26 protein-coding genes and 1 tRNA gene are annotated in these 24,957 nt (G+C 49.4%); 2 read left to right on the forward strand and 25 right to left on the reverse strand.

Annotated features, from left to right (window positions below; translation table 11 throughout):
* Positions 1–140 precede the first annotated feature (140 nt).
* The 15 genes from NSU01_RS35395 to rpsF all read right to left on the reverse strand — a co-directional run bounded on the left by NSU01_RS35395 (position 141) and on the right by rpsF (position 16,093).
* The gene (locus NSU01_RS35395) at positions 141–806 is read right to left on the reverse strand and encodes a hypothetical protein (RefSeq protein ID WP_339302389.1); all 666 of its coding nucleotides are present in this window, start codon (positions 804–806) and stop codon (positions 141–143) included.
* Positions 807–1,001: 195 nt separating this feature from the next.
* Complete coding sequence (locus NSU01_RS35400; protein ID WP_039295846.1) at positions 1,002–2,288, reverse strand: adenylosuccinate synthase; 1,287 nt, start codon at positions 2,286–2,288, stop codon at positions 1,002–1,004.
* Positions 2,289–2,620: 332 nt separating this feature from the next.
* Positions 2,621–3,982: a replicative DNA helicase gene (dnaB, locus tag NSU01_RS35405; RefSeq protein WP_042140590.1), complete on the reverse strand. Its 1,362-nt coding sequence runs from the start codon at positions 3,980–3,982 to the stop codon at positions 2,621–2,623.
* Between the two features lies 1 nt (position 3,983).
* Complete coding sequence (rplI, locus tag NSU01_RS35410; protein ID WP_039295840.1) at positions 3,984–4,430, reverse strand: 50S ribosomal protein L9; 447 nt, start codon at positions 4,428–4,430, stop codon at positions 3,984–3,986.
* The gene (locus NSU01_RS35415; protein ID WP_076243734.1) at positions 4,427–6,430 is read right to left on the reverse strand and encodes a DHH family phosphoesterase; all 2,004 of its coding nucleotides are present in this window, start codon (positions 6,428–6,430) and stop codon (positions 4,427–4,429) included. Before NSU01_RS35415 ends, rplI begins: the two co-directional genes overlap by 4 nt.
* Before the next feature lie 11 nt (positions 6,431–6,441).
* Positions 6,442–7,359, reverse strand: a complete 918-nt coding sequence (locus NSU01_RS35420; protein WP_076243735.1) for a DUF2232 domain-containing protein — start codon at positions 7,357–7,359, stop codon at positions 6,442–6,444.
* Between the two features lie 6 nt (positions 7,360–7,365).
* On the reverse strand, positions 7,366–7,668 hold the full coding sequence (locus NSU01_RS35425; RefSeq protein ID WP_171717780.1) for a MazG-like family protein: 303 nt from the start codon (positions 7,666–7,668) through the stop codon (positions 7,366–7,368).
* Positions 7,669–7,924: 256 nt separating this feature from the next.
* Positions 7,925–8,350 carry a CBS domain-containing protein gene (locus NSU01_RS35430; protein ID WP_039295831.1) on the reverse strand — a complete coding sequence of 142 codons (426 nt, stop codon included), beginning with the start codon at positions 8,348–8,350 and terminating at the stop codon, positions 7,925–7,927.
* A 188-nt stretch (positions 8,351–8,538) separates the two neighbouring features.
* Positions 8,539–9,585, reverse strand: a complete 1,047-nt coding sequence (locus tag NSU01_RS35435) for an LCP family protein (RefSeq protein ID WP_076243736.1) — start codon at positions 9,583–9,585, stop codon at positions 8,539–8,541.
* 404 nt (positions 9,586–9,989) lie between these two features.
* Complete coding sequence (gene opp4A / locus NSU01_RS35440) at positions 9,990–11,711, reverse strand: oligopeptide ABC transporter substrate-binding protein (RefSeq protein ID WP_076243737.1); 1,722 nt, start codon at positions 11,709–11,711, stop codon at positions 9,990–9,992.
* Positions 11,712–11,940: 229 nt separating this feature from the next.
* On the reverse strand, positions 11,941–13,914 hold the full coding sequence (locus NSU01_RS35445) for a DNA mismatch repair protein MutS (RefSeq protein WP_076243738.1): 1,974 nt from the start codon (positions 13,912–13,914) through the stop codon (positions 11,941–11,943).
* Positions 13,915–14,373: 459 nt separating this feature from the next.
* On the reverse strand, positions 14,374–14,748 hold the full coding sequence (locus tag NSU01_RS35450) for a VOC family protein (RefSeq protein WP_042140595.1): 375 nt from the start codon (positions 14,746–14,748) through the stop codon (positions 14,374–14,376).
* A gap of 208 nt (positions 14,749–14,956) precedes the next feature.
* Positions 14,957–15,229, reverse strand: coding sequence for a 30S ribosomal protein S18 (gene rpsR, locus NSU01_RS35455; RefSeq protein WP_036699837.1), 273 nt, complete (start codon positions 15,227–15,229; stop codon positions 14,957–14,959).
* Positions 15,230–15,250: 21 nt separating this feature from the next.
* A complete protein-coding gene (gene ssb / locus NSU01_RS35460) occupies positions 15,251–15,760 on the reverse strand; it encodes a single-stranded DNA-binding protein (RefSeq protein WP_039295814.1) in 510 nt (169 codons plus the stop codon).
* A 48-nt stretch (positions 15,761–15,808) separates the two neighbouring features.
* Positions 15,809–16,093, reverse strand: a complete 285-nt coding sequence (gene rpsF, locus NSU01_RS35465) for a 30S ribosomal protein S6 (protein WP_038598251.1) — start codon at positions 16,091–16,093, stop codon at positions 15,809–15,811.
* Positions 16,094–16,313: 220 nt separating this feature from the next.
* Between rpsF and NSU01_RS35470 the strand changes: the two genes are divergently transcribed.
* Positions 16,314–16,511, forward strand: a complete 198-nt coding sequence (locus NSU01_RS35470; RefSeq protein ID WP_039295806.1) for a YjzC family protein — start codon at positions 16,314–16,316, stop codon at positions 16,509–16,511.
* Positions 16,512–16,856: 345 nt separating this feature from the next.
* Here the strand turns inward: NSU01_RS35470 and NSU01_RS35475 are convergent.
* From NSU01_RS35475 to NSU01_RS35490, 4 genes are all read right to left on the reverse strand, one after another.
* Positions 16,857–16,947 (reverse strand) — tRNA-Ser (locus NSU01_RS35475).
* Positions 16,948–17,023: 76 nt separating this feature from the next.
* Positions 17,024–17,236, reverse strand: a complete 213-nt coding sequence (locus NSU01_RS35480) for a DUF951 domain-containing protein (protein ID WP_039295799.1) — start codon at positions 17,234–17,236, stop codon at positions 17,024–17,026.
* Positions 17,236–18,276 carry a mechanosensitive ion channel family protein gene (locus NSU01_RS35485; protein WP_076243740.1) on the reverse strand — a complete coding sequence of 347 codons (1,041 nt, stop codon included), beginning with the start codon at positions 18,274–18,276 and terminating at the stop codon, positions 17,236–17,238. Before NSU01_RS35485 ends, NSU01_RS35480 begins: the two co-directional genes overlap by 1 nt.
* Complete coding sequence (locus tag NSU01_RS35490; RefSeq protein WP_076243741.1) at positions 18,269–18,544, reverse strand: DUF3343 domain-containing protein; 276 nt, start codon at positions 18,542–18,544, stop codon at positions 18,269–18,271. Before NSU01_RS35490 ends, NSU01_RS35485 begins: the two co-directional genes overlap by 8 nt.
* 104 nt (positions 18,545–18,648) lie before the next feature.
* On the opposite strand from NSU01_RS35490, the gene yyaC reads away from it, so the two are divergent.
* Positions 18,649–19,257, forward strand: coding sequence for a spore protease YyaC (yyaC, locus tag NSU01_RS35495; RefSeq protein ID WP_039295795.1), 609 nt, complete (start codon positions 18,649–18,651; stop codon positions 19,255–19,257).
* Here yyaC and NSU01_RS35500 read toward each other — a convergent pair.
* The 6 genes from NSU01_RS35500 to rsmG form a co-directional block, all read right to left on the reverse strand.
* Positions 19,229–19,729 carry a DUF4446 family protein gene (locus NSU01_RS35500; RefSeq protein ID WP_076243742.1) on the reverse strand — a complete coding sequence of 167 codons (501 nt, stop codon included), beginning with the start codon at positions 19,727–19,729 and terminating at the stop codon, positions 19,229–19,231. The two genes, yyaC and NSU01_RS35500, sit on opposite strands and share 29 nt — an antisense overlap.
* A gap of 119 nt (positions 19,730–19,848) precedes the next feature.
* On the reverse strand, positions 19,849–21,012 hold the full coding sequence (locus tag NSU01_RS35505) for an aminotransferase class V-fold PLP-dependent enzyme (RefSeq protein WP_042140600.1): 1,164 nt from the start codon (positions 21,010–21,012) through the stop codon (positions 19,849–19,851).
* Positions 21,013–21,105: 93 nt separating this feature from the next.
* Positions 21,106–21,948, reverse strand: coding sequence for a ParB/RepB/Spo0J family partition protein (locus NSU01_RS35510; RefSeq protein WP_042140601.1), 843 nt, complete (start codon positions 21,946–21,948; stop codon positions 21,106–21,108).
* A complete protein-coding gene (locus NSU01_RS35515) occupies positions 21,941–22,702 on the reverse strand; it encodes an AAA family ATPase (protein ID WP_042140602.1) in 762 nt (253 codons plus the stop codon). The genes NSU01_RS35510 and NSU01_RS35515 overlap by 8 nt, the downstream gene beginning before the upstream one ends.
* A gap of 210 nt (positions 22,703–22,912) precedes the next feature.
* The gene (gene noc / locus NSU01_RS35520) at positions 22,913–23,728 is read right to left on the reverse strand and encodes a nucleoid occlusion protein (RefSeq protein ID WP_039295780.1); all 816 of its coding nucleotides are present in this window, start codon (positions 23,726–23,728) and stop codon (positions 22,913–22,915) included.
* A gap of 505 nt (positions 23,729–24,233) precedes the next feature.
* On the reverse strand, positions 24,234–24,956 hold the full coding sequence (rsmG, locus tag NSU01_RS35525) for a 16S rRNA (guanine(527)-N(7))-methyltransferase RsmG (RefSeq protein ID WP_076243743.1): 723 nt from the start codon (positions 24,954–24,956) through the stop codon (positions 24,234–24,236).
* Position 24,957 lies beyond the last annotated feature (1 nt).

The following is a 24,957-nucleotide window of genomic DNA, read 5'->3' on the forward strand; positions in this document are numbered from 1 at the left end:
CCTCATAGTCCTTTTTTACTGTACCATAGCCTGAAGAAAAATTTCAACTTTCTTCACACAACAAAACCCGCGAAAATCGCGGGTTTAATCCCAAAATATGCGTTTTAAACAGATATACCGTGTCCAAAAAGTGACATTTATTAATTTTGCGTGGAGGGTACAGAATCAGGTGTAAGCATTTTCATTAAGGACTCATATTCCTCCTCATCCACATACCTCGCAATGATCTCCTGCAGTTCCTTTACCTCACTCTCTGTCAACCCGTCTTCCATAGCCGAGGAAATCTTTAGCATTTCCTCCTGCGGGAGCTTATTCATCAGAATATTGAAAATATTGGATTTCTCATCGGCGGGAATATTCTCCTTCAAGTCGTTTAGTGCACCCGGCGTCATCACCAGCTCCTGATCCAGTGCACGGTCACTCTGTTCTTCTCCGGCCGCCGCTTGTCCCATTACAGGCAGCGCATCCTCAGGCACCGTTTCGTCCACCGTATCCCCGGTTTCACTCGCGGGAGAATCTCCGCCAGTTCCTTTTTCTCCGTCCACCTTGCTTGAGTCTGCCTCTTTAATTGTATCCTTAGTATCCTTAGTATCCGTAGACGAGGAACTGCTGCTTCCCATCCCCGTCAGACTCTTCACGAAGCCAAGCATACCCGGCTCAGGCCCGTCTACCTTAATATCAAAGCCTGCCAGCACTGACTGGATATACGTATTGACCACATACGCAGTCGTCAGCATGGACAACCCGCTGGCCAGTACAACAATCATACATATGCCAAGCGTCCGTTTCATTAGTTTCATCATCATCGCTCCCTTATGCCCTGCTCTATTCAACTCCGGAGAATCAGTCCTTGGTGATCCTATTCTCCCAGTATTGACTAGAACCCGGCCCGGGAAACCTCTGTTATCCCTAGAAAAGCCGCTTAGCAGCTGCCAAAATACAAAAACAGGAGCCTCCTCCGAGGCCCCTGCTCCTGTAATTCATATTCATTCTGCTTCAATCTAGATATAGATTGGCAGTACCTGATTTGTCTGTTCCCGGTTACGGCCTACGGAGAAGATAGAGATTGGAATACCTGTCAGCTCTGATACACGTTCCACATATTTGCGAGTGTTAGCAGGCAGATCGTCTAGAGTCTTCGCACTTGTAATATCCTCGCTCCAGCCTGGAAGCTCTTCATAGACAGCTTCGCATTCCGCGAGCATCTTGAGGCTGGCCGGGTAATGCGTAATGATCTCTCCGCGGAACTTGTAGCCTGTGCAGATCTTGACGGTTTCGAGGCCGCTCAGCACGTCCAGCGAGTTCAGGGACAGACCCGTGATTCCGCTTACGCGGCGGGCATGACGTACAACTACACTGTCGAACCAGCCCACACGGCGTGCGCGGCCGGTTACAGTACCGTACTCGTGGCCTGTTTCACGGATATAATCACCAGTGGCATCGTTCAGTTCTGTAGGGAACGGACCGTCGCCAACGCGGGTAGTGTAGGCTTTAGCCACACCAATAACCTGTTTGATCTTGGACGGGCCAACGCCCGAACCGATGCAGACACCGCCTGCGGAAGGATTGGATGAAGTAACGAACGGATAGGTACCCTGGTCAATATCAAGCATTACACCCTGTGCACCCTCGAACAATACTCTGGAATCTGCATCAATAGCATCATTCAGCACAACCGAAGTATCCGTCACGTAACCGCGCAGCACTTCTGCATACTCCAGATATTTGGTCAGAATTTCTTCTACATCCAGCGGCTGGGCACCGTATACCTGAGTGATAACCTGATTCTTCTCTTCCATCAACGGACGAAGTCTCAATTCGAATTCCTCGGCGTCCATCAGATCGGCAATCCGGATACCGTTGCGGGCTGCTTTATCCATGTAGCACGGTCCAATCCCCTTGCGTGTTGTTCCGATTTTGTTCGGACCTTTGCGGTCTTCTTCAAGCGCATCCAGCAGCATATGATAAGGCATAATGACATGGGCGCGGTCGCTGATCACCAGGTTCTTCGTATCAAAGCCATTCTCATGAATATAATTAATTTCTTGAATCAGGGCCTCTGGATTGATAACCATTCCGTTGCCGATAACACAAGTTTTTTCTTTATAAAATACACCTGATGGAATCAAGCTGAGCTTGAACTTCTTCCCGTCAATCAGAATCGTGTGACCGGCATTGTTACCCCCTTGATACCGAGCGACCACATCTGCACTCTCTGCCAGAAAATCCGTGATCTTTCCTTTGCCTTCGTCTCCCCATTGTGTTCCCACGACGACTACCGTTGACATGTTCATTCCTCCGTAGGTGCTAGCAAGCACCATTATTTTTCACAATAGAAGAATTTATATGCTTACGCTATAAATTATCATGATTAAGCTATAAATTATCCTTCTATTTCCACGCTGAAACCCGCCGTCCCTTTATACGGACAGCGAAGCTGTTTCCACTTGTAATATGGGCTCTGTACGGATTTCTTATGTACGCAGCCCTCCGGACACTAGAGCGGGCTAGCCCGCCAAAGCACAATAACCAGTGTAACAGCGGCACTTTTTAAAGTCAAATAAAAACGAACGATCACAGTTGAAGATGTGCGATCGTTCGTGTATTGTGCGAAATTCGCCTAACCTGCGAACGGTTCCGCATGTGCCCGCTCGTAGTTGACGAACTTGTTAAAGTTCTTGAGGAACACCAGCTCTACCGTGCCTACCGGACCGTTACGCTGTTTGGCAATGATGATTTCAATAATATTCTTCTTCTCGGTATCCTGATTGTAGTAATCGTCACGGTACAGGAACGCTACGATATCGGCATCCTGCTCGATCGAACCCGATTCACGAAGGTCACTCATCATCGGCCGTTTGTCCTGACGCTGCTCCACACCACGGCTGAGCTGGGACAGGGCAATAACCGGAACATCCAGCTCACGGGCAATCTGCTTCAGGGTACGGGAGATTTCGGATACTTCCTGCTGGCGGTTCTCTCCGGCCTTGCCGCGGCCCTGGATCAGCTGCAGGTAGTCGATGACGATCATGCCGAGACCTTTTTCCTTCTTCAGCCGGCGGCATTTCGCGCGGATATCTGTAACGGTAACCCCGGGTGTATCATCGATATAAATTTCAGCCTCGGACAACGACTGGATACCCATGGTCAGCTTGGACCAGTCATCATCGCTTTTGAAATCACCGGTACGCATAATATTGGCGTCCAGATTGGCTTCTGCGCAGATCATACGCTGTACCAGCTGGGGCGCCGACATTTCCAGACTGAAGATCGCTACGGTCTCTTTGGCACGGACCGCAACATTCTGGGCGATATTGAGGGCGAATGCCGTCTTCCCTACGGATGGACGGGCAGCCACAATGATTAAGTCGTTACGCTGGAAACCGTTCGTCATATGGTCAAGATCGGCAAACCCGGAGGGAATCCCCGAAGTGCCGCCCTTGTTCTGATGGAGCAGCTCCACCCGGTCGAATACCTGCATCAGCACATCACGGATGGCAATGAACCCGCTGCCGCTGCGGCGGTTAGAGATCTCCAGGATCCGCCGCTCGGCATCACTCAGCATGATGCCTACATCTTCGCCGCCCGTATAACCTTCGCTGACAATCTGCGTTGCTGTACGGATCAGCCGCCGCAGCATCGCCTTCTCTTCTATAATCTGTGCATAATAGTCGACGTTGGCCGCAGTCGGTACTGCATGCGCCAGCTTAGCCAAATAGCTGACACCGCCGACATCCTCAAGCTCCCCCTTGTCCTGGAGCCGGGATGTCAATGTAATCAGGTCAATCGGCTGGCTCTCTTCTCCGAGCTGCACCATCGCCTCAAATATCATCTGATGCGGTTTGTCGTAGAAGTCTTCGGTATTCACCCGCTCCATCGCGGTAATAAGCGCTTCATCCGACAGCAGAACCGCACCTAGTACGGCCTGTTCTGCCTCTAGATTCTGCGGGGGAACCCGATCGAAAAAGAGATCTCCACCCATTCTACTCCTCCGTTACCTGCACCGTGAGGTTAGCCTTTACTTCAGTGTGCAGCTTCACTGTTACCTGGAACGTGCCTACATGGCGGATCGGATCGCTCAGTTCAATTTTGCGCTTGTCGATCACGATTCCCTGCGTAGCCGCCAGCGTTTCGCCGATCTGTTTGCTGGTGATTGCTCCGAACAGACGCCCGCCTTCGCCCGCTTTGGCCTTCAGCGTCAAGGTCAGCTCATCAATCTTCTTGCCGAGCTGAACAGCTTCCTCTTTCTCCTGGTCCTTACGGCGCTGTTCCGCTGCCGCCTGGTTCTCCAGCGTCTTCACATTGCCGTCGGTAGCCGGACGAACCAGTCCCCGCGGCAGCAGGAAGTTTGCTGCATAACCTTCCGACACCTCTTTAACCTGCCCCTTCTTGCCTTGACCCTTAACATCCTTGATGAAAATGACCTTCATTCGAATAGCCCCTCTTTCGATTCAATTTCGGCCAGTACTGCAAGCAGTCTGGCTTCTGCTTCCTTAGTGGTTCCTTCAAGCTGTACAGCCGCATTGGACAGATGTCCGCCGCCCCCCAGCTTCTCCATAACCACTTGTACGTTCATCCGCCCCAGTGACCGGGCACTGATGCCGATCAGGCCGTCAGGCCGCTCACTGATCACGAATGAGGCAACCACATTCGTCATCCCCAGCAGCGTATCCGCCGTCTGGGCAATCAGCAGCTGTGGGATTTTCATTCCCGGCGCAGTAACCACCAGCGCGATATGATCATATACCATCCGCGCATGCTTGATAATCTCCGCCTTGGAGATGTACTCCTGCAGATCCTCCTTCAGCATGCGCTGAATCAGAATCGTATCTGCCCCGACACGCCTCAGGAATCCGGCTGCCTCGAAGGTCCGCGACCCGGTATGCAGCGCGAAATGCTTCGTATCCACCGTGATGCCCGCCAGCAGCATGGTAGCCTCCAGCGGACTGAGCTTGATCTTGTCGTGAATATACTGCAGCAGCTCGGTCACCAGCTCACAGGTTGAAGATGCGTAAGGCTCCAGATACACGAGCACTGCATCATTGATGAACTCTTCTCCCCGGCGGTGATGGTCTACTACTACGATCCGGCTGGCGTATTGCACCAGCCGCGGCTCCATTGTCATGGAAGCCTTATGTGTATCTACAACAATCAGCAGCGTATGCTCCGTCATGACCTGCAGCGCCTGCTCTGTCGTGATGAAGGTCTTGTATAGCGCCTCATCCTTACGGATCTGCTCCATCATGCGGGTAATGGACGGATTCGGCGTCTCCATTACAATACTGGCTTCCACATTGTACATCTGCGCGGCCTTGAGCAGGCCGATTGCCGCACCTACAGCATCGATATCAGGCACCCTGTGCCCCATAATCAGCACCCGGTCGCTCTCCTGCATCAAATCGCGCAGGGCGTGGGCGATCACCCGCGCCCGTACCCTCGTCCGTTTCTCTGCAGCATTGCTCTTGCCGCCGTAGAAGGAGAGCCGCTGGCCCGCCTTCACAGCCGCCTGGTCTCCACCCCGGCCCAGTGCCATATCCAGACTCGACTGGGCAAGAGCTCCGAGCTCGCTGGCCGATTCCGAGCCATAGGCAAGGCCTATGCTGAGCGTCATCGGCACCTTGAGATCAGCCGTCATCTCGCGGACCTCATCGAGTACAACGAACCGGCTCTCCTCCAGCGCCTGGAGACTGCGGTGGTTCAGCAGCATCAGATACCGCTCTGAAGACAGGCGGCGCAGATAGACTTCAAACTGCTTGCTCCACTCCGTAATCTCGCTGGCTACCTTGGCGATCAGCGACGTGCGCTGCTGATCGTCCATTCCCTGGGCTGCTTCATCCAGATTGTCCATCATTACAATACCGATCGCCAGCTTTTCTTCCTCATACCGCTCACGCAGGACCACCAGCTCAGTGATATCGTAGAGATAGAGCAGACGTTCACTTGGAATCACCACCACCTGATAATAACGGTCATCGACCGTGATCTCCTGGCGGTGATCCTTCATTGCACCGTCTTTGGCGGGTTCGCGCTTCTGCGGTATATTCTTCAGAGAAGCAATGACATCGGGCATCAGCTCCTGCAAATCTTCACCCACAAGAGTCTTGCGGGAGAAGATCTGGCTGGCATTGCGGTTATTCCACTCCACTGTACGGTCTTCACTGTACAGGATAATCCCTAAGGGAAGCATACTTACAGCCTCTCCTTCCACCCGTTTAATGCGGAAGGAGAGGCCGTTAATATAATCTACAAGGTTGCGGCGGAACGACAGCTCGGCCTGCAGCATGGTGAAACACAATGTGCCGGCCAGGAAGAGGCTGGAAACACCGAGGACCCAGTTATAGATACTGACCACTATAATCAGGACCAGCAGCAGCAAGAACGCCCACACGGTATGATACCCGTGCCAGCGTCTTTGCAGAAATTTTGGCATGAGCTCTCACCCTATCGTTTCGATTTCTTCACAAGCTCCCGCAGCGGAAACGCCAGATCGACAACACCGATAATCCAGAATCCCGGCAGGACGATAACAGGTATCGCCAGCAGCAGCGCTACTATCTTGCTCCACTTCCGTTCATGTATGAGGAAGAAGAGGAAACCGATGGTTTGAATCTTGAATGCGATTTGCAGCAGCGGCAGCAGATTGGCCGAGACCATCAGCATGAAGCCGCTGTCCGAACCGCCGAAGAGCAGGCTGAGCACTACGCCAAGCAGATAATACCAGATGAAGGCTCTGGACAGTCTCCACTCCCGTGCAGGCTTCAGTCTTGGCACCGCGTATTCCATGCTGTTCAGAATCGGACGGACAATGGAATGCGTAATGACAGCTATGATGAATGCGCTAAGGATGAGCGTCATCGGAATAGCCTGGATGGTCAACCAGCTCATCATGCCAATCTGATCCGATGAAATGGTGATCTCGGAGAGCAGAGGATTGCTTGCCCCCATAGTGGCCAGCCAGTCCGTATAAGTCTGCAGAACATCGTATACATAATCGTACAAGTTAAACTGCAGGAATGTAGTACTGATTAACAGAATCAGCAGGAATTCACCTAATACTGCGACCATACCGGCAATTAGCGTAGACATCGCTGATGCGCGTTTCTTATACCGGCGTCCCATTACAAGGGCCGGTATCAGGAAATAAATAGCTATCAATACGTAAAACGGTGTAATCAGGCCCACAATCAGCAGGACCGGCACTATATGCAGAATAAACTGCTTCGTGCTAAGAGTCGTAAAGAGCACAATGGCCGGGATAATCATAAACAGCGTCGTGATAAGCAGTAATGGGGTGGACAGGGATAACAGCAGCAGCAGATAAGCTATGCTCCAAGCCACAGATGTCCAGCGAAATTTCAACAGTATTCACCTCTTACGCATATGTTCTTCTAGTGCAGATATATCCTGGTACCATTCTTCCAGCTGATGGCCTTCCTGCCTGTGCTTTCTCAGCTTCTCCATCAGCAAGTCATCCAGTTCACGATAAGGGATACCAAGTCTGCGCCCCAATATATATGAGCTCATAATCAGGCTGGCCAGGCTGTCGCCTACACGGGCGGTACTGCCTTCCCACAACGCTTTGAATAACCGTGAGACTTGATCGATTACTTCGGTCTTTAACCACTCAATTACCTTGGCGCGTTTGGCCACGTCCAGGTCCTTCGGCACATTGGGCACGTCTCTCTACCTCCGGCAAAAAGCATTATTCTCCATTATAGCATAAATATTTCCGAGCCACACGGACGCCAGCCTCCCGGATCATCCGCATAGCGGAGCCTTAGATCCGGGTGTGATTCATGGACTTTACAGGCACACCGGAAGGGGTCCACAGTGCCTGCCTTTGCCTTTCAAAAAAGGCCCGCATTCCGTTACGCCGGAAATACAGGCCTTGGTTCCTTAAGCATTTGTCGCCATATGGATGAGGTTATAACGATTCCTGGGATTGCCGCGAGACAACCTTTTCGCAATATTCGATGATCTGACTCCGGCGTACAATACCAATGAACCGTTTCATGTCGTCAACTACAGGTACAAAGTTCTGTACTTTGGCCAGGTTAATCAAGTCCTCCATATCCGCATCAATGGATACTGGCAGATTATTCATCCGCAGCGGTACATCCTTAAGCAGATATTTGGAAGCATTCTCAAAAGTAACGGCGCCGCCCGACTCCTTCATGTACCAGAGCAAATCACCTTCTGTAACTGTTCCGGCATATTCCCCGTTCCGGTTCAGAATCGGCACTGCGGTATAGCGGTGAAACTCCATCCGTTCCAAGGTCTGGCGCAGCGTCGAATCCAGTGTAACGCAAGCTACCTCCTGTTTCGGAAGTAAAAAAAACGCAATATTCATCTCTTGATCCTCCTCAAAGAGTTCCGAAGGAATGATGCTCTACCTTCCGTGCTGCAAGGCCCACCGTAGTTATACGCCTGAGACAGCAATTCGTTCCACTTCATTATACCATGAAGACAATAAACAGCAGCCATTAACCTTGCGAATGGCTGCTGTTTTTATGGGGGACAGAAGGTACACGTCCGCCCTTACTGGGCTGTAGCTGTAGCCGCAGGCTCCAGGGCATTCTCTGCTTTGCCTGGTTCAATTAGCTGGTCCACTGGTGTGCTGGCATTCATCCAGTTATCGATCATGGCCTTAGCTTCACTCAGATCCTCTTCATCAACAATATCGTAATACACGCCATTGATACGTTCGCCTTCGCCCATCACCGTGAAGCTGGAGATATCCATATCCTTGCCGCCCATGAATTTCTTAGCCAGACTGATAATCGTGGAAGGCTGTATGTCTGTTTTGAAATTATCGCCCATAATATCCAGCAGCTCCGGGATGTTGCCGATTTGGCTGATTGATAACATTTTATTCGCTACTACATCGATAAATACCTGCTGGCGTTTAGTCCGGTTGAAATCGCTATCCTCGCGGTAACGGGTGTAGTTAAGCGCCTCTTCACCACTATAATTCGACTTATTGGCCTTAATGGTGAATTTCTCATGATCCGCACCTTTGTTGACAATATCCTTCTTGATCGGCAGCGGAACACCGCCAATAGCGTCAACCGCATCCTTCAGGCCCTGAAAATTAATTGTGGCATAATATTGAATATCATGGCCCAGCAGTGCTTCCAGGGTATCTTTAGCCATTTGCTGGCCGCCAAAAGCATAAGCATGCGTGATTTTGTCCTTCTTATTGTCACCATGCCCGATAATTTCCGTGTACGTGTCACGGGGGATTGAGATCAGCAGAATCTTATAATCCTCCGGACGGATGACGGCATAGATCATCGTATCGGACCGGGCCACTTCATTGCCCCGCTGGTCTGTACCCAGGAGCATTAAAGAGAACGGGTCGCTTTTGTATACTACCGGGGCAGGTTTAACCGTTGTGGTAGTTGTACCGTTATTGTCCAAAGGCTGGTAGGATTCTTCCGCCAGCTTGGTTTCCACCTGATCCGACAAAAAGAGGTCAAAGGCCAGCACCGCGAGCGGCTTCTGGAACAAAAATCCTCCGGCTACAATGACCAGGGCTACAATGAGTGCAATGTATCTTTTCTTCAGTTTTTTTATTTTTTTCATAATTATAATTCCTTCTTTATGGTGGATTGTACATATGATTGCCGTGATTGCCGTGCTCTATTTATAATGCCTGCCTGGACTTTCAGACAGTCATGACTGGGCTCTTCTTGCTGCTATGCGCTGCCCTGCTTAAGGATATGGTTCCCCCTTTCCGGGATTTCGGGTCGTTCTAATTGTAGAATAAACCTGGAAAACTGCTTTGACACATAAACAATATTTCTATTGTAATCACTTCACACCTAAAAAGAAACAACAAATAACGACAGCATCGGCGCGATAGCCGCCTGTATTCCTTAAAGTATATGACGCAGGAAAGTCCGTTTTGATGCCCATTTCCAAAAAATAATTAAAAATGACGGCCCGCACTGCCTGCATAGGCAACAGATCGGACCGTCATTATTTATCTATTCGATTTCCTTTATCCACCAGTTCTGCGGATCACGTATGTTGCTGAGCGCGTTCGTAGATACACCCTGGAGGCGTTTATTAACCGCGGTAATATTAGAGCGTTCGGAGAAAAAGATCATCGGAACCTCGTCATTAATCAGCTTCTGCCATTCATAATAAACCTCTTTGCGGAAATCCTGGTCGTAAGCTTTCAGGCTTACCCCGTCACGGATGAGTTCCTCGCTGCGCTTGGACGTCCACCGCGGATAATTCCACGAATCGGTTGCCCGCCATAAGCCCGAAGGATCGGGGTCGCTGGCCAGCCCCCATACACCGTTAAACAGCTCTACGGACGGATCATCGGACTCTACCGCTTCATAAAAGCTGTTCAGCTCCTTCAGGCTGCCGCCGTTTAACTGAACATTCAGGCCGACATCATGCCAGTTCTGCAGAATCGCTGCAGTACGCGCCTCTGCTGTTTTGCTCCCGGACATCGCGTCGTAATGAATCGTGAATTTCTTACCGCTTGGATCCTCGCGGAGCCCGTCTCCGTCCGTATCGAGATATCCTGCCTCATCCAGCAGGGTCTCTGCCTTCTCCGGAAGATAGGCATAGGTATCTATTTCCTGGTCATCGATCTTAGCCCAGCTTGAGCTGGGAATAGGAGTCTCGATCAGTGTTCCCAGGCCATAGGAATATTTATCAATAATACCTTGCCGGTCAAGCGCATAATACATCGCTTTGCGGAGCCGCTTATCCTGGAATTTGGGATTATCCATCACCACCTGGCCGCTCTCATCATCCCAGTGTCCAAACTTGAACCCTATATATTCATAAGACAGCCCCGGTGTCACTTTGATCTCCACATTGTTCAGCTGCCCTGCAGCCTGGTAAGCATCCCGCGGAAGGGTACCGATATCGATGTCTCCGGCTTCAAGCAGGGCCGTCATGTCCTTGCTGTCAATGACCTTGTAGGTTACTCCGTCCAGCAGAGCTTCCCCTTTATAATAGTCATCGAACCGTATCATCTCGACACTCTCACCCGGCACAATAGCCTTAATCATGAAAGGACCGGTGCCAATAGGCTGCTTACGGACCTGATCACTGTCCAACATATCCTTCACTGCGACGCCCTCGAAATACCTCTTGTTCATCGGATAGGCCCACAGATTATCGATCATGTTCGCCCGCGCTGAATTCATCGTAATGCGCAGCGTATACGGGTCCATCACCTTGAGTCCGGTGATTTCCTTGGCCTCCCCCAGGTGGTAAGCTTCGGCTCCCTTAATCATTTCCACGCTATAATACCTGGAGCCCGGATAATCCGGGCTGGCGATGGTCTCCAGGGCAAACTTCCAGTCCTCCACGGTCAGCTCATCGCCGTTATGCCAGCGGACACCGGGTTTAATGGTGAACGTAAATACCGTATGATCCTCAGATTCCTGCCAAGTGGCAATGTTAGGAGCGGTAGACAGGTCATCGTTGACTTTGAACATGGCTTCCGTAGTGAATTCAAGCACATTTGCATCGTCTTCCCCTTCAATAAAGGCCGGTTCGAAATTGCCCTGAAACGCAGATGAATATCCATATGTTACTGTCCCGCCTGCTATAGGTTCATCGGCTGTTTTGCTTAAGCGCGTCATATAAGACTCGGCGCCCGGGCTTGGCCCGCTGCATGCAGACAACGCCACCGCAAGCATAAGCAGGAGCATTAGCCGGCCGATGATATGTTTTGACATATATTTCTTCCCTCCCGGGTTCCATCGCGCTTTAATGTAAGCGGTTTCTACACTGAATTTTACTATAACTCTCATTGTTCAGCTCATGGACATTTGACTACGCCACATAATAGAGGATAACCAATATTGGCTCTAAAGTGAAGCCTTTAATTTCTATTCGGTCTGCAGAGGCCCCCGTGAAATGTGAAAAAAGCCTGCCCTGACGGGCAGACTTCTGGAGTAATCACACTTATTTTTCCTCCTCGGGATGTATGATGCTAAGGCCCTCAACATGCTTCTTCTGCATCAGTTTGCGCTTCTTGCGGGTATCCTTGCTCTCGAAAATAATATCAAAATCATAATCCTCCGGATATAGCTCCTCTTTGGACAGATATGGCTTCAAGCGCTTATGGTTTACGGTTATTTTCTGTTTCTGGATCATCACTCCGACCATCCCCCGGCTGTCCTTCTTCATATATACAATTCCCGTGCGCCCCAGGGTAGTGACGTAAACAGCATCTCCCACTTCAAAATCGGGCTTCGCCGCCGGCACGCTGTGCCCCGCATCAGCTGCATCATCCCGGTTTTGATCCGGATTGCCGCTCTGAGACGCAGCGTTCCTCTTCTCTGCATCAGCAGCTCTTGAACTCTGTTCCTGTCTGTAAGGGCTATTCCACGGCCTCTGGCTGCCTCTATGCTCCTGCTGCTCGGCTACAAGCTGTTTGGCACGCTCAATAACCGGTTTGTTTATGCCGAGCTGCTCGGCAATCTGTAAGGCATAGCTATCGCCCGCTTCGCCAATCGTCAGCCGGTACAGCGGCTGCAGAGTCTCTTTATCGAACTCCATCCGTGCATTCTGAAATCCCGGTGTAGCTGCAGCAAATACCTTAAGTTCGTTGAAGTGGGTGGTTACCACAATATTAGCACCCTTACGGTTCAGCTCCTCCAGAATAGCAATCGAAAGTGCGAACCCTTCCCCGGGGTCGGTACCTGCCGCCAGCTCATCAATCAGCAGAAGTACGCCTCTGCCGGCATCACTAAGCATTCCTTCTATACTCTTCATTTGTGCAGAGAAGGTACTGAGCGACTGCGTCAGACTCTGACCATCGCCAATTACGCTAATTACATTGCTGAACACAGTAAAATCACTGTCCGGCGCAACCGGCACCAGCAGACCGGATTGCGCCATCAACGACAGCAGGCCCAGCGTTTTGAGTACTACTGTTTTGCCGCCTGTATTGGGGCCGGTTACGATCAGAGATTTGTAGCCCTGACCAAACTCCAGACTGACCGGCACCATATCCTTGAGCAGAGGATGCCTGCCTCCATTCATCCGCAGGAAGCCGCGTTCATTCAGTGAGACCGTCCGGGCATTAAGAACCCTGGCATACTTTCCCTTGGCGAAGATGAAATCATAGGTGCCGGTTACTTCAATATTCAGCCGCAGAGCCGCCTGTTCCTGCTCTAGCAGCCCTGTCAGCATACTTAGGATGATTCCTTCCTCCCGGGCTTCATCAGCTGACAATAGCTCAATCTCCCCCTGAAGGGAGGCCACCTCGTCTGGCTCTACGAAGACGGTCTGCCCGCTGGTTGACTGATCCAGCACGGAACCCTTGATTTGCTTGTGATACTCCCGTTTCACCGGAATCACATACCGGCCGCCTCGCATGCTGATCAGACTCTCCTGAAGGATGGACTTATGGCGCGCCATAATACTCTCCAGCTTTCGGTGCAGTCGATCCTTGGCCACAGCCAGCCGTTTGCGTACCCGCTCCAGTCCTTTACTGGCCTGATCGTCAATAACACCCAGCCGGATACAACGTTCGATCTCATCCCTGACAGAACTCAGCTCCTGCAGAGAAGCTCCGTAAGCAGCAATACGCGGCGCACTCTGCTCCTTGGATGCCATATACTTGCGCAGCTGTCCGCAGCTGTGCAGGAACACGGATACTGCGGTAAAATCCTGCTCATTGTACAGATAACCCGTTCCAAGCAGTGACAGAACCCACTCAATGCCTTCCAGTGACGGAATGGGCACACTCGCCCCCCGCTCCAGCAGTTCTTTGGCTTCGTCCGCTTCATCCAGTGCGCGGTGTATAGCCGGCAGATAGGTCATCGGCGCAAGCTCGCTCACATATCTTCTCCCTTCATAGGATACGGCATGGCGCATTAATTCCTGTTTGATTGTCTCGTATTCCAAGGTGTTCATACTCTGTAGATTCACTCTGATTCCTCCTTGTATAGATGCCTGTATTTCAGGCCTGCTCCCTAACGCAAAAAGGGCGAAGACCCGCCACTGCGGCAGTCTTCGCCCTCTTTTGATTGCTATTCTCCTCTTCGGCTTCAGGTACTGGCCCCACCCGCTGGATGAAAAGCTCCTGAAAACAGAAAAAACCGTGCTGCAAAGAGCACGGTTAATCACAAAGAGAATAATAGCCGTAAAGAGGCCATCATGACGCTTCGCATGTGTTCTTAACTAAATCATTCATTCTTACAGCCCGCGGCTAATCAGACATGTCACCTGGACATAGTCTAACAAGACATGCTCCTGGCAATGATTGGAGCACGCTGCGGCTTACTGCCGGAATGATATGAAGTTGCTTAGTTAAGAACGCTCACCAACATCAAAATTTCCCCTTTAGTTATAGGATACCTGTAATTTACTACATCTGGAATCCGGTTGTCAATTGCCGGCAAAGCAATTCATTACCCATGTAATTCCGTTTTTACCGTCGGTAACCTGTCCATGAAGTGCGCCGAAGAAGGTTTTTTGCAGCTCCACCTTGACCTGCCCGCCCTCTGAGCTCAGTTTCTCATAAATCGCCCGCATCTCATCTTCGTTGTCCAGCCCCAGAATAACACTTACATTCTCTGTCTTGGCACCTTTGCCGTAATCATCGGAGAAATGAATCAGTGTCTGCCCCAAATGCAGCTCAGCATGCAGCAGCTTGCCATTATGTTCATTCAGAACCTTGATCTCTCCGCCAAAAACGCTCTTGTAGTACTCCACAGACTCCTGCACGTGCTCAATAATGATGTAAGGACTTGCGCTGATCATTGTTCATTCCTCCAAGTTTTATTTAAATGGCCTATATAGATTGAACTTGTATTTTTTCTATTATGGGATTGCCGTGACTCCAGAGAATATTTTCAAGTTCAATCTATATAGCTAGTATTCTGCCCCTATTATACAGTTTTTGCCCGCGTATTTCTTTTGTATGCATGCAAAAAAGCAGCCGGCTTAGCCGGCTGCTTCATAAAACGTCCTATTCCGTTGTGTAAGGCAGCAGCGCGATTTGACGCGAGCGTTTTACAGCAATGGTCAGAGCGCGTTGGTATTTTGCACTTGTACCAGTTACACGACGCGGCAAAATCTTTCCGCGTTCGCTGATGAACTTCTTAAGAAGCTCAGTGTCTTTATAGTCAATGTGAGTAATCTTGTTCACAGTGAAGTAGCACACTTTTTTACGCTTGTTGCGTCCACCACGACGTGCCGGTCTTTTGTCGTTGTCCGCGCCTTCTCTTGGTTTAAAAGCCATGTTCAGTTCAGTCCTTCCTTATTAAAATGGCAAATCATCGTCCGATATATCGATCGGTTTTCCATCGCCTGAAAAAGGATCTTGAGTATTGTTGTTACGCGAGAAATTATTGTTATTTCCGCGTGCACTGTTACCGCCGTTACCGCCGCCACCAAAGGCAGGCTCTTCGGGAGTACTTCCACCACTTGGTGCATTTCCGCCTTCACGGTTCTGCGAGGATTCCAGGAATCGGACATTATCAGCAATAACTTCAGTGACGTATACACGTTTACCTTCATTATTCTCGTAATTCCGTACTTGGATGCGTCCTTCTACGGCTGCCAGTCGTCCTTTGCGCAAGTAATTGGCACAGGTCTCAGCCAGCTGTCTCCAGGTTACTACCGGGATAAAGTCCGCTTCGCGTTCACCGTTCTGGCCCGTAAAATTGCGGTCTACGGCAAGCGTAAACTGCGTTACGGCAACACCAGCGGGAGTATAACGAAGTTCCGGGTCACGGGTCAACCGACCGATCAGAATGATACGGTTCAACAATTCAATCCCCTCCTTATAGCGCGATTCGTTACAAAGCTTGTCAATATCTTAGGCAACGTCGTTCGTAATGAGATAACGAATTACTTCGTCGGAAATCTTCATGAGACGTTCCAATTCGGTAACTACTGCAGGTTCTGCATTGAAGTTAACCAAAACATAAACGCCATCACGGAATTTCTTGATCTCATACGCAAGACGGCGTTTACCTTGCACATCGTGCTTTGTAATTTCTCCGCCGTTGGAGATGATGCCTTGGAATTTTTCGACTGCTGCTTGAACGGCTTCTTGTTCAATGTCAGGACGAATAATGTACATGACTTCATATTTGCGCATAATTTTCACCTCCTTATGGTCTGAGGCCCCTGATCACGTCAGGAGCAAGGAACGAGCACAAACATAGACTCGCACCAAATCAATATACCAAATCCCACTGATGAATGCAAGCTTTATTCATACGCACCAGATCATGGACCGATATTAATTACATGAAGATGTCTCTGCAAGGCCACAATATAACCGCTCCACCACTTTACAGAAGGAGGCTTATCATACTATGGGCGAGAAAACAGAGTACGAAAAGGGCGATAAAGCCCCCAATCCGGGGGTTTATACAGAAGTAGGCGAAGCGCGCAGCTTCCATACCGAGATCCAGAATCCCAAGCGGATTGAAATGGAGAAGGGCGACACGTTTCCTGAGACCTCCAACCAGAACCGCAAGTGGAAAAAAGTCGAGAAAGCACGCGTGCATTAATTAATCAATCGCATGTATAAAACCTGTCCGGCTGCACATACTATACTCAGGCAGTACAAAAGAGAGGTGTGGTTCCGTTGAACGTCGTAGACGAACACAATCACAGGGATTCTGAATCAGCAACTATTGTAACCCGGGGAGAGTAAAGGCCGCTCCTAAAAAAAGCAGCCTGGCACAACCTGTTTCACTTTAGCGGCTACAAACAGAGATTTCCAAACATCATTGATGTACTGCCTCTGGAGAGAGACCTGCAAAGGTCTCTCTTTTTGTATGTCTTCATGCAGAAATAAAAAAACCTTCGTCACCTGAACGAAGGGATAGTAGTTATTGTATATAATGCTGAAGTGGCGGAGAGGGTGGGATTCGAACCCACGCACGCTGTGACACGCCTAACTGATTTCGAGTCAGCCCCCTTGGGCCTCTTGGGTACCTCTCCGCAGCAAGAGTTATTGTATCATGCCAAAGTTACAATTGCAAGCTTTTTGCACTAGCGCTTTACCTCTGCTGCAAGCTTAATTGTTTTCGGCTCCGCTCTCAGCAGAATGAAGAACCTTCTTCATATTTTTTTCGAATTTAGCACGGGGGATTAGGACGCTATGCTGACAGCCGGTACATTTAATCCGGATATCCATTCCCATACGGATAATCTCCATCTCGTTCGTTCCGCAGGGATGCGGCTTCTTCATCTGTACAATATCACCCAGCCCGAATACTTTGCGTTCCATTATTCTTCTTCCCCTTCCTCTCCCTCTTGCGCAGCAGCTATCTGTCTTCTCGGACTTGCCTGCTGCTCCTCACGGGCTCTACGGGCGCTCTCAGAGAGTTCCTCCTCTTGAGCCGCTTCAGCCTCCCTTGCCTCCCTGTCTGCCTGCACACGAGCCTCCTGCTCTGCCTTGGCTGCTTCCAAAGCGCTCTGCTGCTCCAGGGCCTGCTTAATATCACTCTGAATCTGCCGCTCTGCGGAATCTCTGGCGTTAGGCATGCAAGTAGCCGCCACCCGGATTACATACTCCGAAGTACTCATCGACTGAATACCCAGTACATTGGGATAGTCAATTACACTGGGGTTCCGTTCCTCTATCCCCTTAAGCGCTTCTCCAATCAGTGCAAGTGTTGCTTCTAAACCCCGCTCTATTTTGACAGGCACATCCACTACCGCCAGGGCATTAGCCAGCGAATAATTCGTAACGTTTACAATCGTGCCATTCGGTATTATATGCACTTCCCCTGTCGCACTCAGCAGCCGGGTCGTTCTCAGGCCAATCATTTCTACCGTACCTTTATAGGTTCCACTCTGGATGACATCGCCTACTGCAAATTGATCCTCGAAGATGATGAAGAAACCGGTAATTACATCTTTGACCAAACTTTGTGCGCCGAACCCTATCGCCAGCCCCACAACTCCGGCCCCGGCCAGCAGCGGTTTCAGATCGAATTGGAATACAGACAGAATCATCATAATCATGACAAAATTACAGATGAAGGCAACCACATTTTTCATAAGTCCGCCTACTGTTGAGAATCGGCGGTTATTCGCTAAGCGCCTTCCCCGCGTCTCCCTCTCCAGGGAACGGTCGATAACACCCGAGACTACTTTAATAATCACCCGGGTCACAAGAAAAAGCAGCAGAATCTGTACCCCGGAAAACAGCACGGTTGCCCACATATCTGCATTGGTTATCCATTCCCATATTCTATCCTTAAAGCGGACCGCTTCTTCGACTGCCTCGCTCGGTGTTGTCACTTCCAGCATCCAGTTATTCATCCTGCCCCTCCTTCTCCACAACCTCCACATATCCAATACCATCACTTGATTTGGCAAAGATCCCGCGTATCTCTACATTCTGCTCCGCCACAATGACCCGCACCTCTTCCAATGCATTCCGGTAGAATTGGATCGACATGGCGCAACCGGCTGTAATCTCCTTGGGTGTAGGAAATATATCAATTTCAATCTCCGCATATTCCAGCAGCATCTCAGCGCGCAGCGCCTGCTGGGTCGAATCAAAGGCTATTAGCAGTTCATCCTCCACACTCCGCGCCTCCTCTGGGCTATTCGTCCTATCTACTGCCGCCATAGTATAAAAAGCCACTTTCATCCATATACTAGGATCATCAGAACAGAAAGGAAGATCATATGAATTTCTCTTCTAAAGCTTCATCCCTGCAAGAACCATCCTGTTTAAAAATATCACATGCTGATCCCGATATCTATTCTGCGATTACCCACCGGCTTCTTTTCCACTTTTCACGCACACGTACAGATACACCAATTGTCATTGTCTGTGTAGGCACAGACCGCTCTACCGGTGATTCACTTGGACCGCTGGTCGGCACTGCGCTTGCCCGCTTCCATAGCCCCTTATTCCATCTCTACGGAACGCTGGACGAGCCAGTTCATGCTGTTAACCTGGAGGAGACTCTCTCCCTCATTTATCAGAAGCACCCTAACCCGTTCATCATCGGAATTGATGCCTGTCTGGGCCAGTCAACAAGCGTTGGCTGTATCCAGGTCGTAGACGGCCCCCTCCGGCCGGGAGCAGGGGTCAACAAGCAACTCCCGCCAGTAGGCGATATCCATTTGACAGGCATTGTGAATGTCGGCGGCTTCATGGAATATTTTGTACTGCAGAATACGAGATTAAGCCTTGTAATGAGATTATCCGATATCATTGCTTCCAGCCTATACTCCGCACTTAAGCAATGGAACCTTCATGCTAGATCTGCTGCAGCGCGAGAGCAATAACTTCCTTCTCCTCTGGAGACAGAGGATACTGCGACTCTCCCTTTTCAAGCGGCTTGGAGTATATATATGAGTTCTCGCGGTTGTGCAGGCTGCTCAGCACAATTCCGCTATGGTTGTCATCCAGAATGGCAAGCGAGAAGCTCAGATCATTGCCGCGCTCTCCAAAGGCATTATAGCGTTTCATGGCTACCTTGGACTTCATCCCCCGCATTTTGGCTTGTGCGGCTTCAATCATTGCCTTATGCTCACGCTGACCATCCTCCAGCATATCTCCCTGGTTCTTCAGGTTTACCAGCAGGCTCTCCAGATCCTCAATGCCGTTCCCGGTCATCATCGCTTCATATCTGCGCCGCATCTTGCGGATCTTGGCACCTTGAATAATTAGAACAATTGCCAGCAGAATAATTATCACTGCAAAACCCATAATGAACACCGACAGCTGTTCACTTATTACTTCATTTAATTCCGACATATATGGACCATCCTTTGTCTAAATATAAAAATTCATCAGGTTTCACATGATAGCTATCCTTCTATTTCCCGCCGAACGGTACCGTCCTTTAAAAAGGACGCCAACGCCATGTCCACTTGTTATCTTGTTCGTGAAGCACCATACATTTCGGCCATGGCATCCAGCAATCTGTTAACATCCTCTTCTGTCGAGCTTACACCAACACTCGCCCTCACCGCACCACTCTCCAAAGTGTCTGCGGCTTTATGGGCCAGCGGCGTACAATGCATGCCTGCACGCACTGCAATGTTATATTCACGGTCCAGGCGATGGGCAATATCCGCTGACTCTTGTCCCTCCACTACAAACGCGACAATTCCGCTGCGCTGAATGCCCAGGCCAGGGCCGAGAATCCTAATCCCCGGGATGAAGGCCAAGCCTTCCATCAGCCTCTGCGTCAGCTCCCACTCCTGCATATGAATCCGTTCCGTTCCCATGGCCAGTATCTCCTTCACACCCGCCAGCAGCCCGGCTACACCAACAGCGTTCTGAGTGCCAGCTTCATAGCGGTCAGGCCGCACCATGGGCTGATCACTATTTTCCGACTGGCTGCCTGTTCCGCCGTGCATCAGAGGTTCCAGATCTAAGTGTGGCGATATATACAGCCCCCCGGTGCCTTGAGGTCCCAACAACCCTTTGTGCCCCGGAAAAGCCAGCAGATCGATATTCATTTCCGGCACATTTATATCCAGCGAGCCCGCACTCTGAGCAGCATCCACCAGAAACACAGCTCCGTGTGATTTGGCCATATCGCCGATAATTCCAAGAGGAAGTATGCTCCCGAGCAGATTGGAACTGTGATTACAAACCACCATTCTGGTATTGTGGCGGAATGATTTTTGAAGTTCTAGCAGATCAACCTGCCCCTCACCATCCACCTGTAAATAATCCACTTCAATACCTATTGTCCGGCGCAAATACTCTAAGGGTCTGCGTACAGAGTTATGTTCTGTCATCGTTGAAATCACATGATCCCCTGGTTGAAGTGTACCCTTAATAGCCATATTTAGCCCCATGGTTGTGTTATGGGTAAAGGCAATATTCTGAGCATTGGAGACAGCGAACAGTTGAGCCAGCAAAGCCCGTGCCCGCACCAGCACGCGCCCTGTACCTATCGCCAGCGAGTGGTTACCGCGTCCGGCATTTGCCCCTGAATGCTCCAGAGCATCCACCATTGCAGCAGCCACTGCAGGCGGCTTAGGCCACGAGGTTGCTGCATGATCCAGATAAACCAGTCTCTCCATCTCTTCACCTCACTATTTTCCGTTTAAAAAACATATCCCTCCATATCCGTTTTAGGGATATCTCAGGATATGTTTTCGGCACAAATATCCAAATCAGTTCCCGAGCAACTCCAGCAGTCTTTCCAGGTCTTGGGCACTGTAATAATTTAATTCTATTTTTCCTTTTTCCTTACCTTGCTTAATCTTAACGGTTGTTTTGAAGCGTTCCCGCAATACTTCCTCAACGTTATCAATATAAGGATCGCGTTTGACCACCTTAGCTTTGATCCCATTCGCAGGTTTGCGGTCGAGGTTTTTCACTACCTCTTCCAACTCTCTCACACTCCACTGCTGTTCCACACACTGTTCAGCTAATTGCTTTATCGTCTCCGGATCTTTCAGCGCTACAATTGCCCGGGCATGGCCCATAGAAATTGTTCCACGTGAAACATAATCCTTCACTTCCTCTGGCAGACTAAGCAGCCGCAGGAAGTTGGCAATATGGGATCTGGACTTCCCCACCTTCAGTGATAGCTCTTCTTGGGTAAGAGCAAATTGATCCATTAGCCCTTGATATGCAACCGCAATTTCCATTGCGTTTAGATTCTCACGCTGCAGGTTTTCGATCAGGGCAATCTCCATAACCTGCTGGTCGCTCAGGCTGCGGACCACCGCAGGGATCGTTGCTTTGCCGCAATATTGGGATGCACGGAACCGGCGTTCACCAGCAATAATCTCATACCCCTTCAATACACTGCGGACAATGATTGGCTGAATAACCCCATGCTGTCTGATAGATTCAGCCAGCTCCTGAATAGCTTCTTCGTTGAAATCTTTACGCGGCTGATACGGATTGGCTCTTAACTGCGACAAGGGTATTTCTACAACCTTGTCATCCTCGTTAATGGATAAAGAAGGTATTAAAGCATCCAAGCCTTTGCCTAGGCGCTTACTCATAAGAAATCACTTCCTTTGCCAACTCTAAATACACTTCCGCTCCTTTGGAACGGGAATCATAAGTAATAATGGATTGTCCGTGTGAAGGCGCTTCACTTAGGCGGACATTACGCGGAATAATGGTTCTATATACCTTCTCCTGGAAGTACTTTTTCACTTCTTCAATCACCTGAATCCCCAGATTGGTCCGGGCATCAAGCATAGTGAGCAGTACCCCCTCTATCTTAAGGTGAGGGTTAAGATTCTTCTGCACTAGTCTTACTGTGTTAAGCAGTTGGCTTAGCCCTTCAAGCGCGTAGTATTCACATTGAATCGGTATAATGACTGAATCCGCTGCTGTCAGAGAATTAATGGTAAGAATGCCCAATGATGGAGGGCAATCGATGATGATGTAATCATAATTCGCCTTGACCGCATTTAGAGCCTTCTTCAGCTTTAGTTCTCTGGATATGGTAGAGACTAATTCAATTTCCGCACCCGCCAATTGAATAGTAGCCGGTATGATATGAAGGCCTTCGATTTGAGTCTCCAATATCGTTTCCTGCGGGTTTGCTTCATTAATAAGAATATCATAAATGCAATTTGCTACATCCGCTTTGTTGACGCCAACGCCGCTCGTAGTGTTGCCTTGCGGATCAATATCAACAAGCAGCACTCTTTTCCCTAAAGTAGCCATGCCGGCACCCAGGTTTACAGAGGTTGTTGTTTTACCGACCCCGCCTTTTTGATTTGCTATGGCAATAATCTTGGACACTTATTTCACCTCGAATTGTTAGAAAGAATCATCTTGTAAGGTCATGAGTTGTATTGGCATAATGATTTGTATACTACGGCATCACATGTGCGGGAAGTGTAGACAAATATACATTAACTTATCCATAAAGTGTATGTGTGATAACGTCTGGAGCTAGTCATAGAAAAGGCGGCCAATCACCTCAGGGCCGCCTTCAGCTTTTGAAACCATTTATCTTTTTGGGATTTGAATAACAATCTCATAATGATCGCCACGGTCATTCTCGGAGGTCTTGATTTCCATCCCCGAACCGGACACCATGTCTATGGATTGGCGAATGGTATTAAGAGCGAGACGAACATCTTTTGTATAGGATACCCGTTTTGATTTCTTAGTCTGTGTAACGGCTTTATAGAATGCAATACGTGCTTCTGTTTGCTTCACATTGAGCTCTTTGGAGATAATCTCAGCCAGCACCTTCATCTGCATCTCTTCACTGTCCAGAGACAAAAGCGAACGCGCATGACGCTCAGTGATCTTTCTTTCCATTAGTGCAACTTTGACTGCCTCCGGTAAATTCAGCAAGCGAATTTTGTTGGCAATCGTTGACTGACTTTTGCCAAGCCGTTGGGCCAGACTCTCTTGCGTCAATTGATGCAGATCAATCAGCTTCTGATAGGCGATTGCCTCTTCAATAGAAGTCAGACCCTCACGTTGCAAATTCTCTATCAGTGCAATTGAAGCTGCTTGTGAATCATTGAATTCGCGTACAAGAGCTGGAATAGTCTCCATGCCCAGCTTTTTGACCGCCCGCCAACGTCTTTCACCGGCAATGATTTCATACTGGGAATCACGCATACGCACAACGATCGGCTGGATAACTCCATGAGTTTTGATAGTCTGGCATAGCTCATCTATCTTGTCATCATCAAATATCGTCCGTGGTTGATATGGACTGCTGATAACCTCATGAACCGGGATTTGTTTGATCTCTTCTCCGCTGCTCCGCTCGGTAAATCCAAAAAGCTTGGTGAATTGTTCTTTCATTCCGTTCATAACCACCTAATTTCGTTATAGTACGATCCTTCTAACCTTTCTTGCGAAAAGCCTATCGTACAGCGTGAGAAAAGCATCTATCCTATTCATAGTCACTTTCCCTACAATTAAAGAATGAATCAGATCGCTGATCAGCTCTTTAATTCAAGAACAGCCTAGCCATATTTCTGACCTTCATTTCTCTGTAACCAGGGTAGTAACAGAGTAGCAGAAGAGTCTTCTCTATAAAAAGTCTTACTATAGTATTCTATCACTTTTCTGCTCATAATCCTATTCTCCATATAGACCTATTTTTCCTGCCTAAAGGTCCCCCTGGGTCCCCTTATTCACAAATAAACTCTATATGGTCCAGTCTTGAGGTTATATGTTATGGCACAGGTGAAAATGCCGTTGATGGGGGCATATACCACAAATCTCATAAAAAAAGATCAAGCCCATTCTGCATGAGCTTGATCTGGTTTCGTAAATATGATTTTGATTGTTTCACGTGAAACAATTATACAAGGGGCGACTTCGCAGGCACGCCTGGCTTACGCGGATACTTCGCTGGTGTTGCCCCGGTCTTACGTACGAGAATAATATGCCGGGCGGATTCTTCAATAGGCAAGCTGAAGGATTCCACCTTCTGCAGTTCAGCGCGAAGTTCCTTGAAGCTGCGTGTGGCTTCTGCCAATTCCTCAGCCGGGTCGCTCCCCTTCATTGCGGCGAAGATTCCATCCTTGCGTGTGAACGGAAGACAAAGTTCATTCAAAAGAGATAGGCGGGCAACTGCACGTGCAGTCACCACATCATAAGCATCACGGTGTACAAACTGTCTGGCGACATCCTCGGCACGTCCGTGGATCAGTTGTACGCCAGTCAGGCCCAGGGTGTTACATACATGCTGTAGAAAAGAGATCCGTTTGCTGAGTGAGTCTACAATCGTCAGCTTCAGATGCGGGAAACAAATCTTCAGCGGAATTCCAGGAAACCCTGCACCCGATCCGATATCAGCAAGACTCTTGGTTTCATCCATATTCAGATAGAAAGCCAGAGATAGAGAGTCGTAGAAATGCTTCGTATACACCTGACTTCTTTCCGTAATACCTGTAAGGTTCATCTTCTCATTCCAGGAAATCAATTCCTGGAAGTATAGTTCGAATTGTTCTAACTGCTTCGTTGAGAGCTGTAGTCCGCGCTCCTTGAGCAGAGCGGTGAACTGGGCTGCCGTAGTATCCATA

This window comes from Paenibacillus sp. FSL H8-0259 (genome assembly GCF_037963255.1).
GTDB classification, from domain to species: domain Bacteria; phylum Bacillota; class Bacilli; order Paenibacillales; family Paenibacillaceae; genus Paenibacillus_AQ; species Paenibacillus_AQ phytohabitans.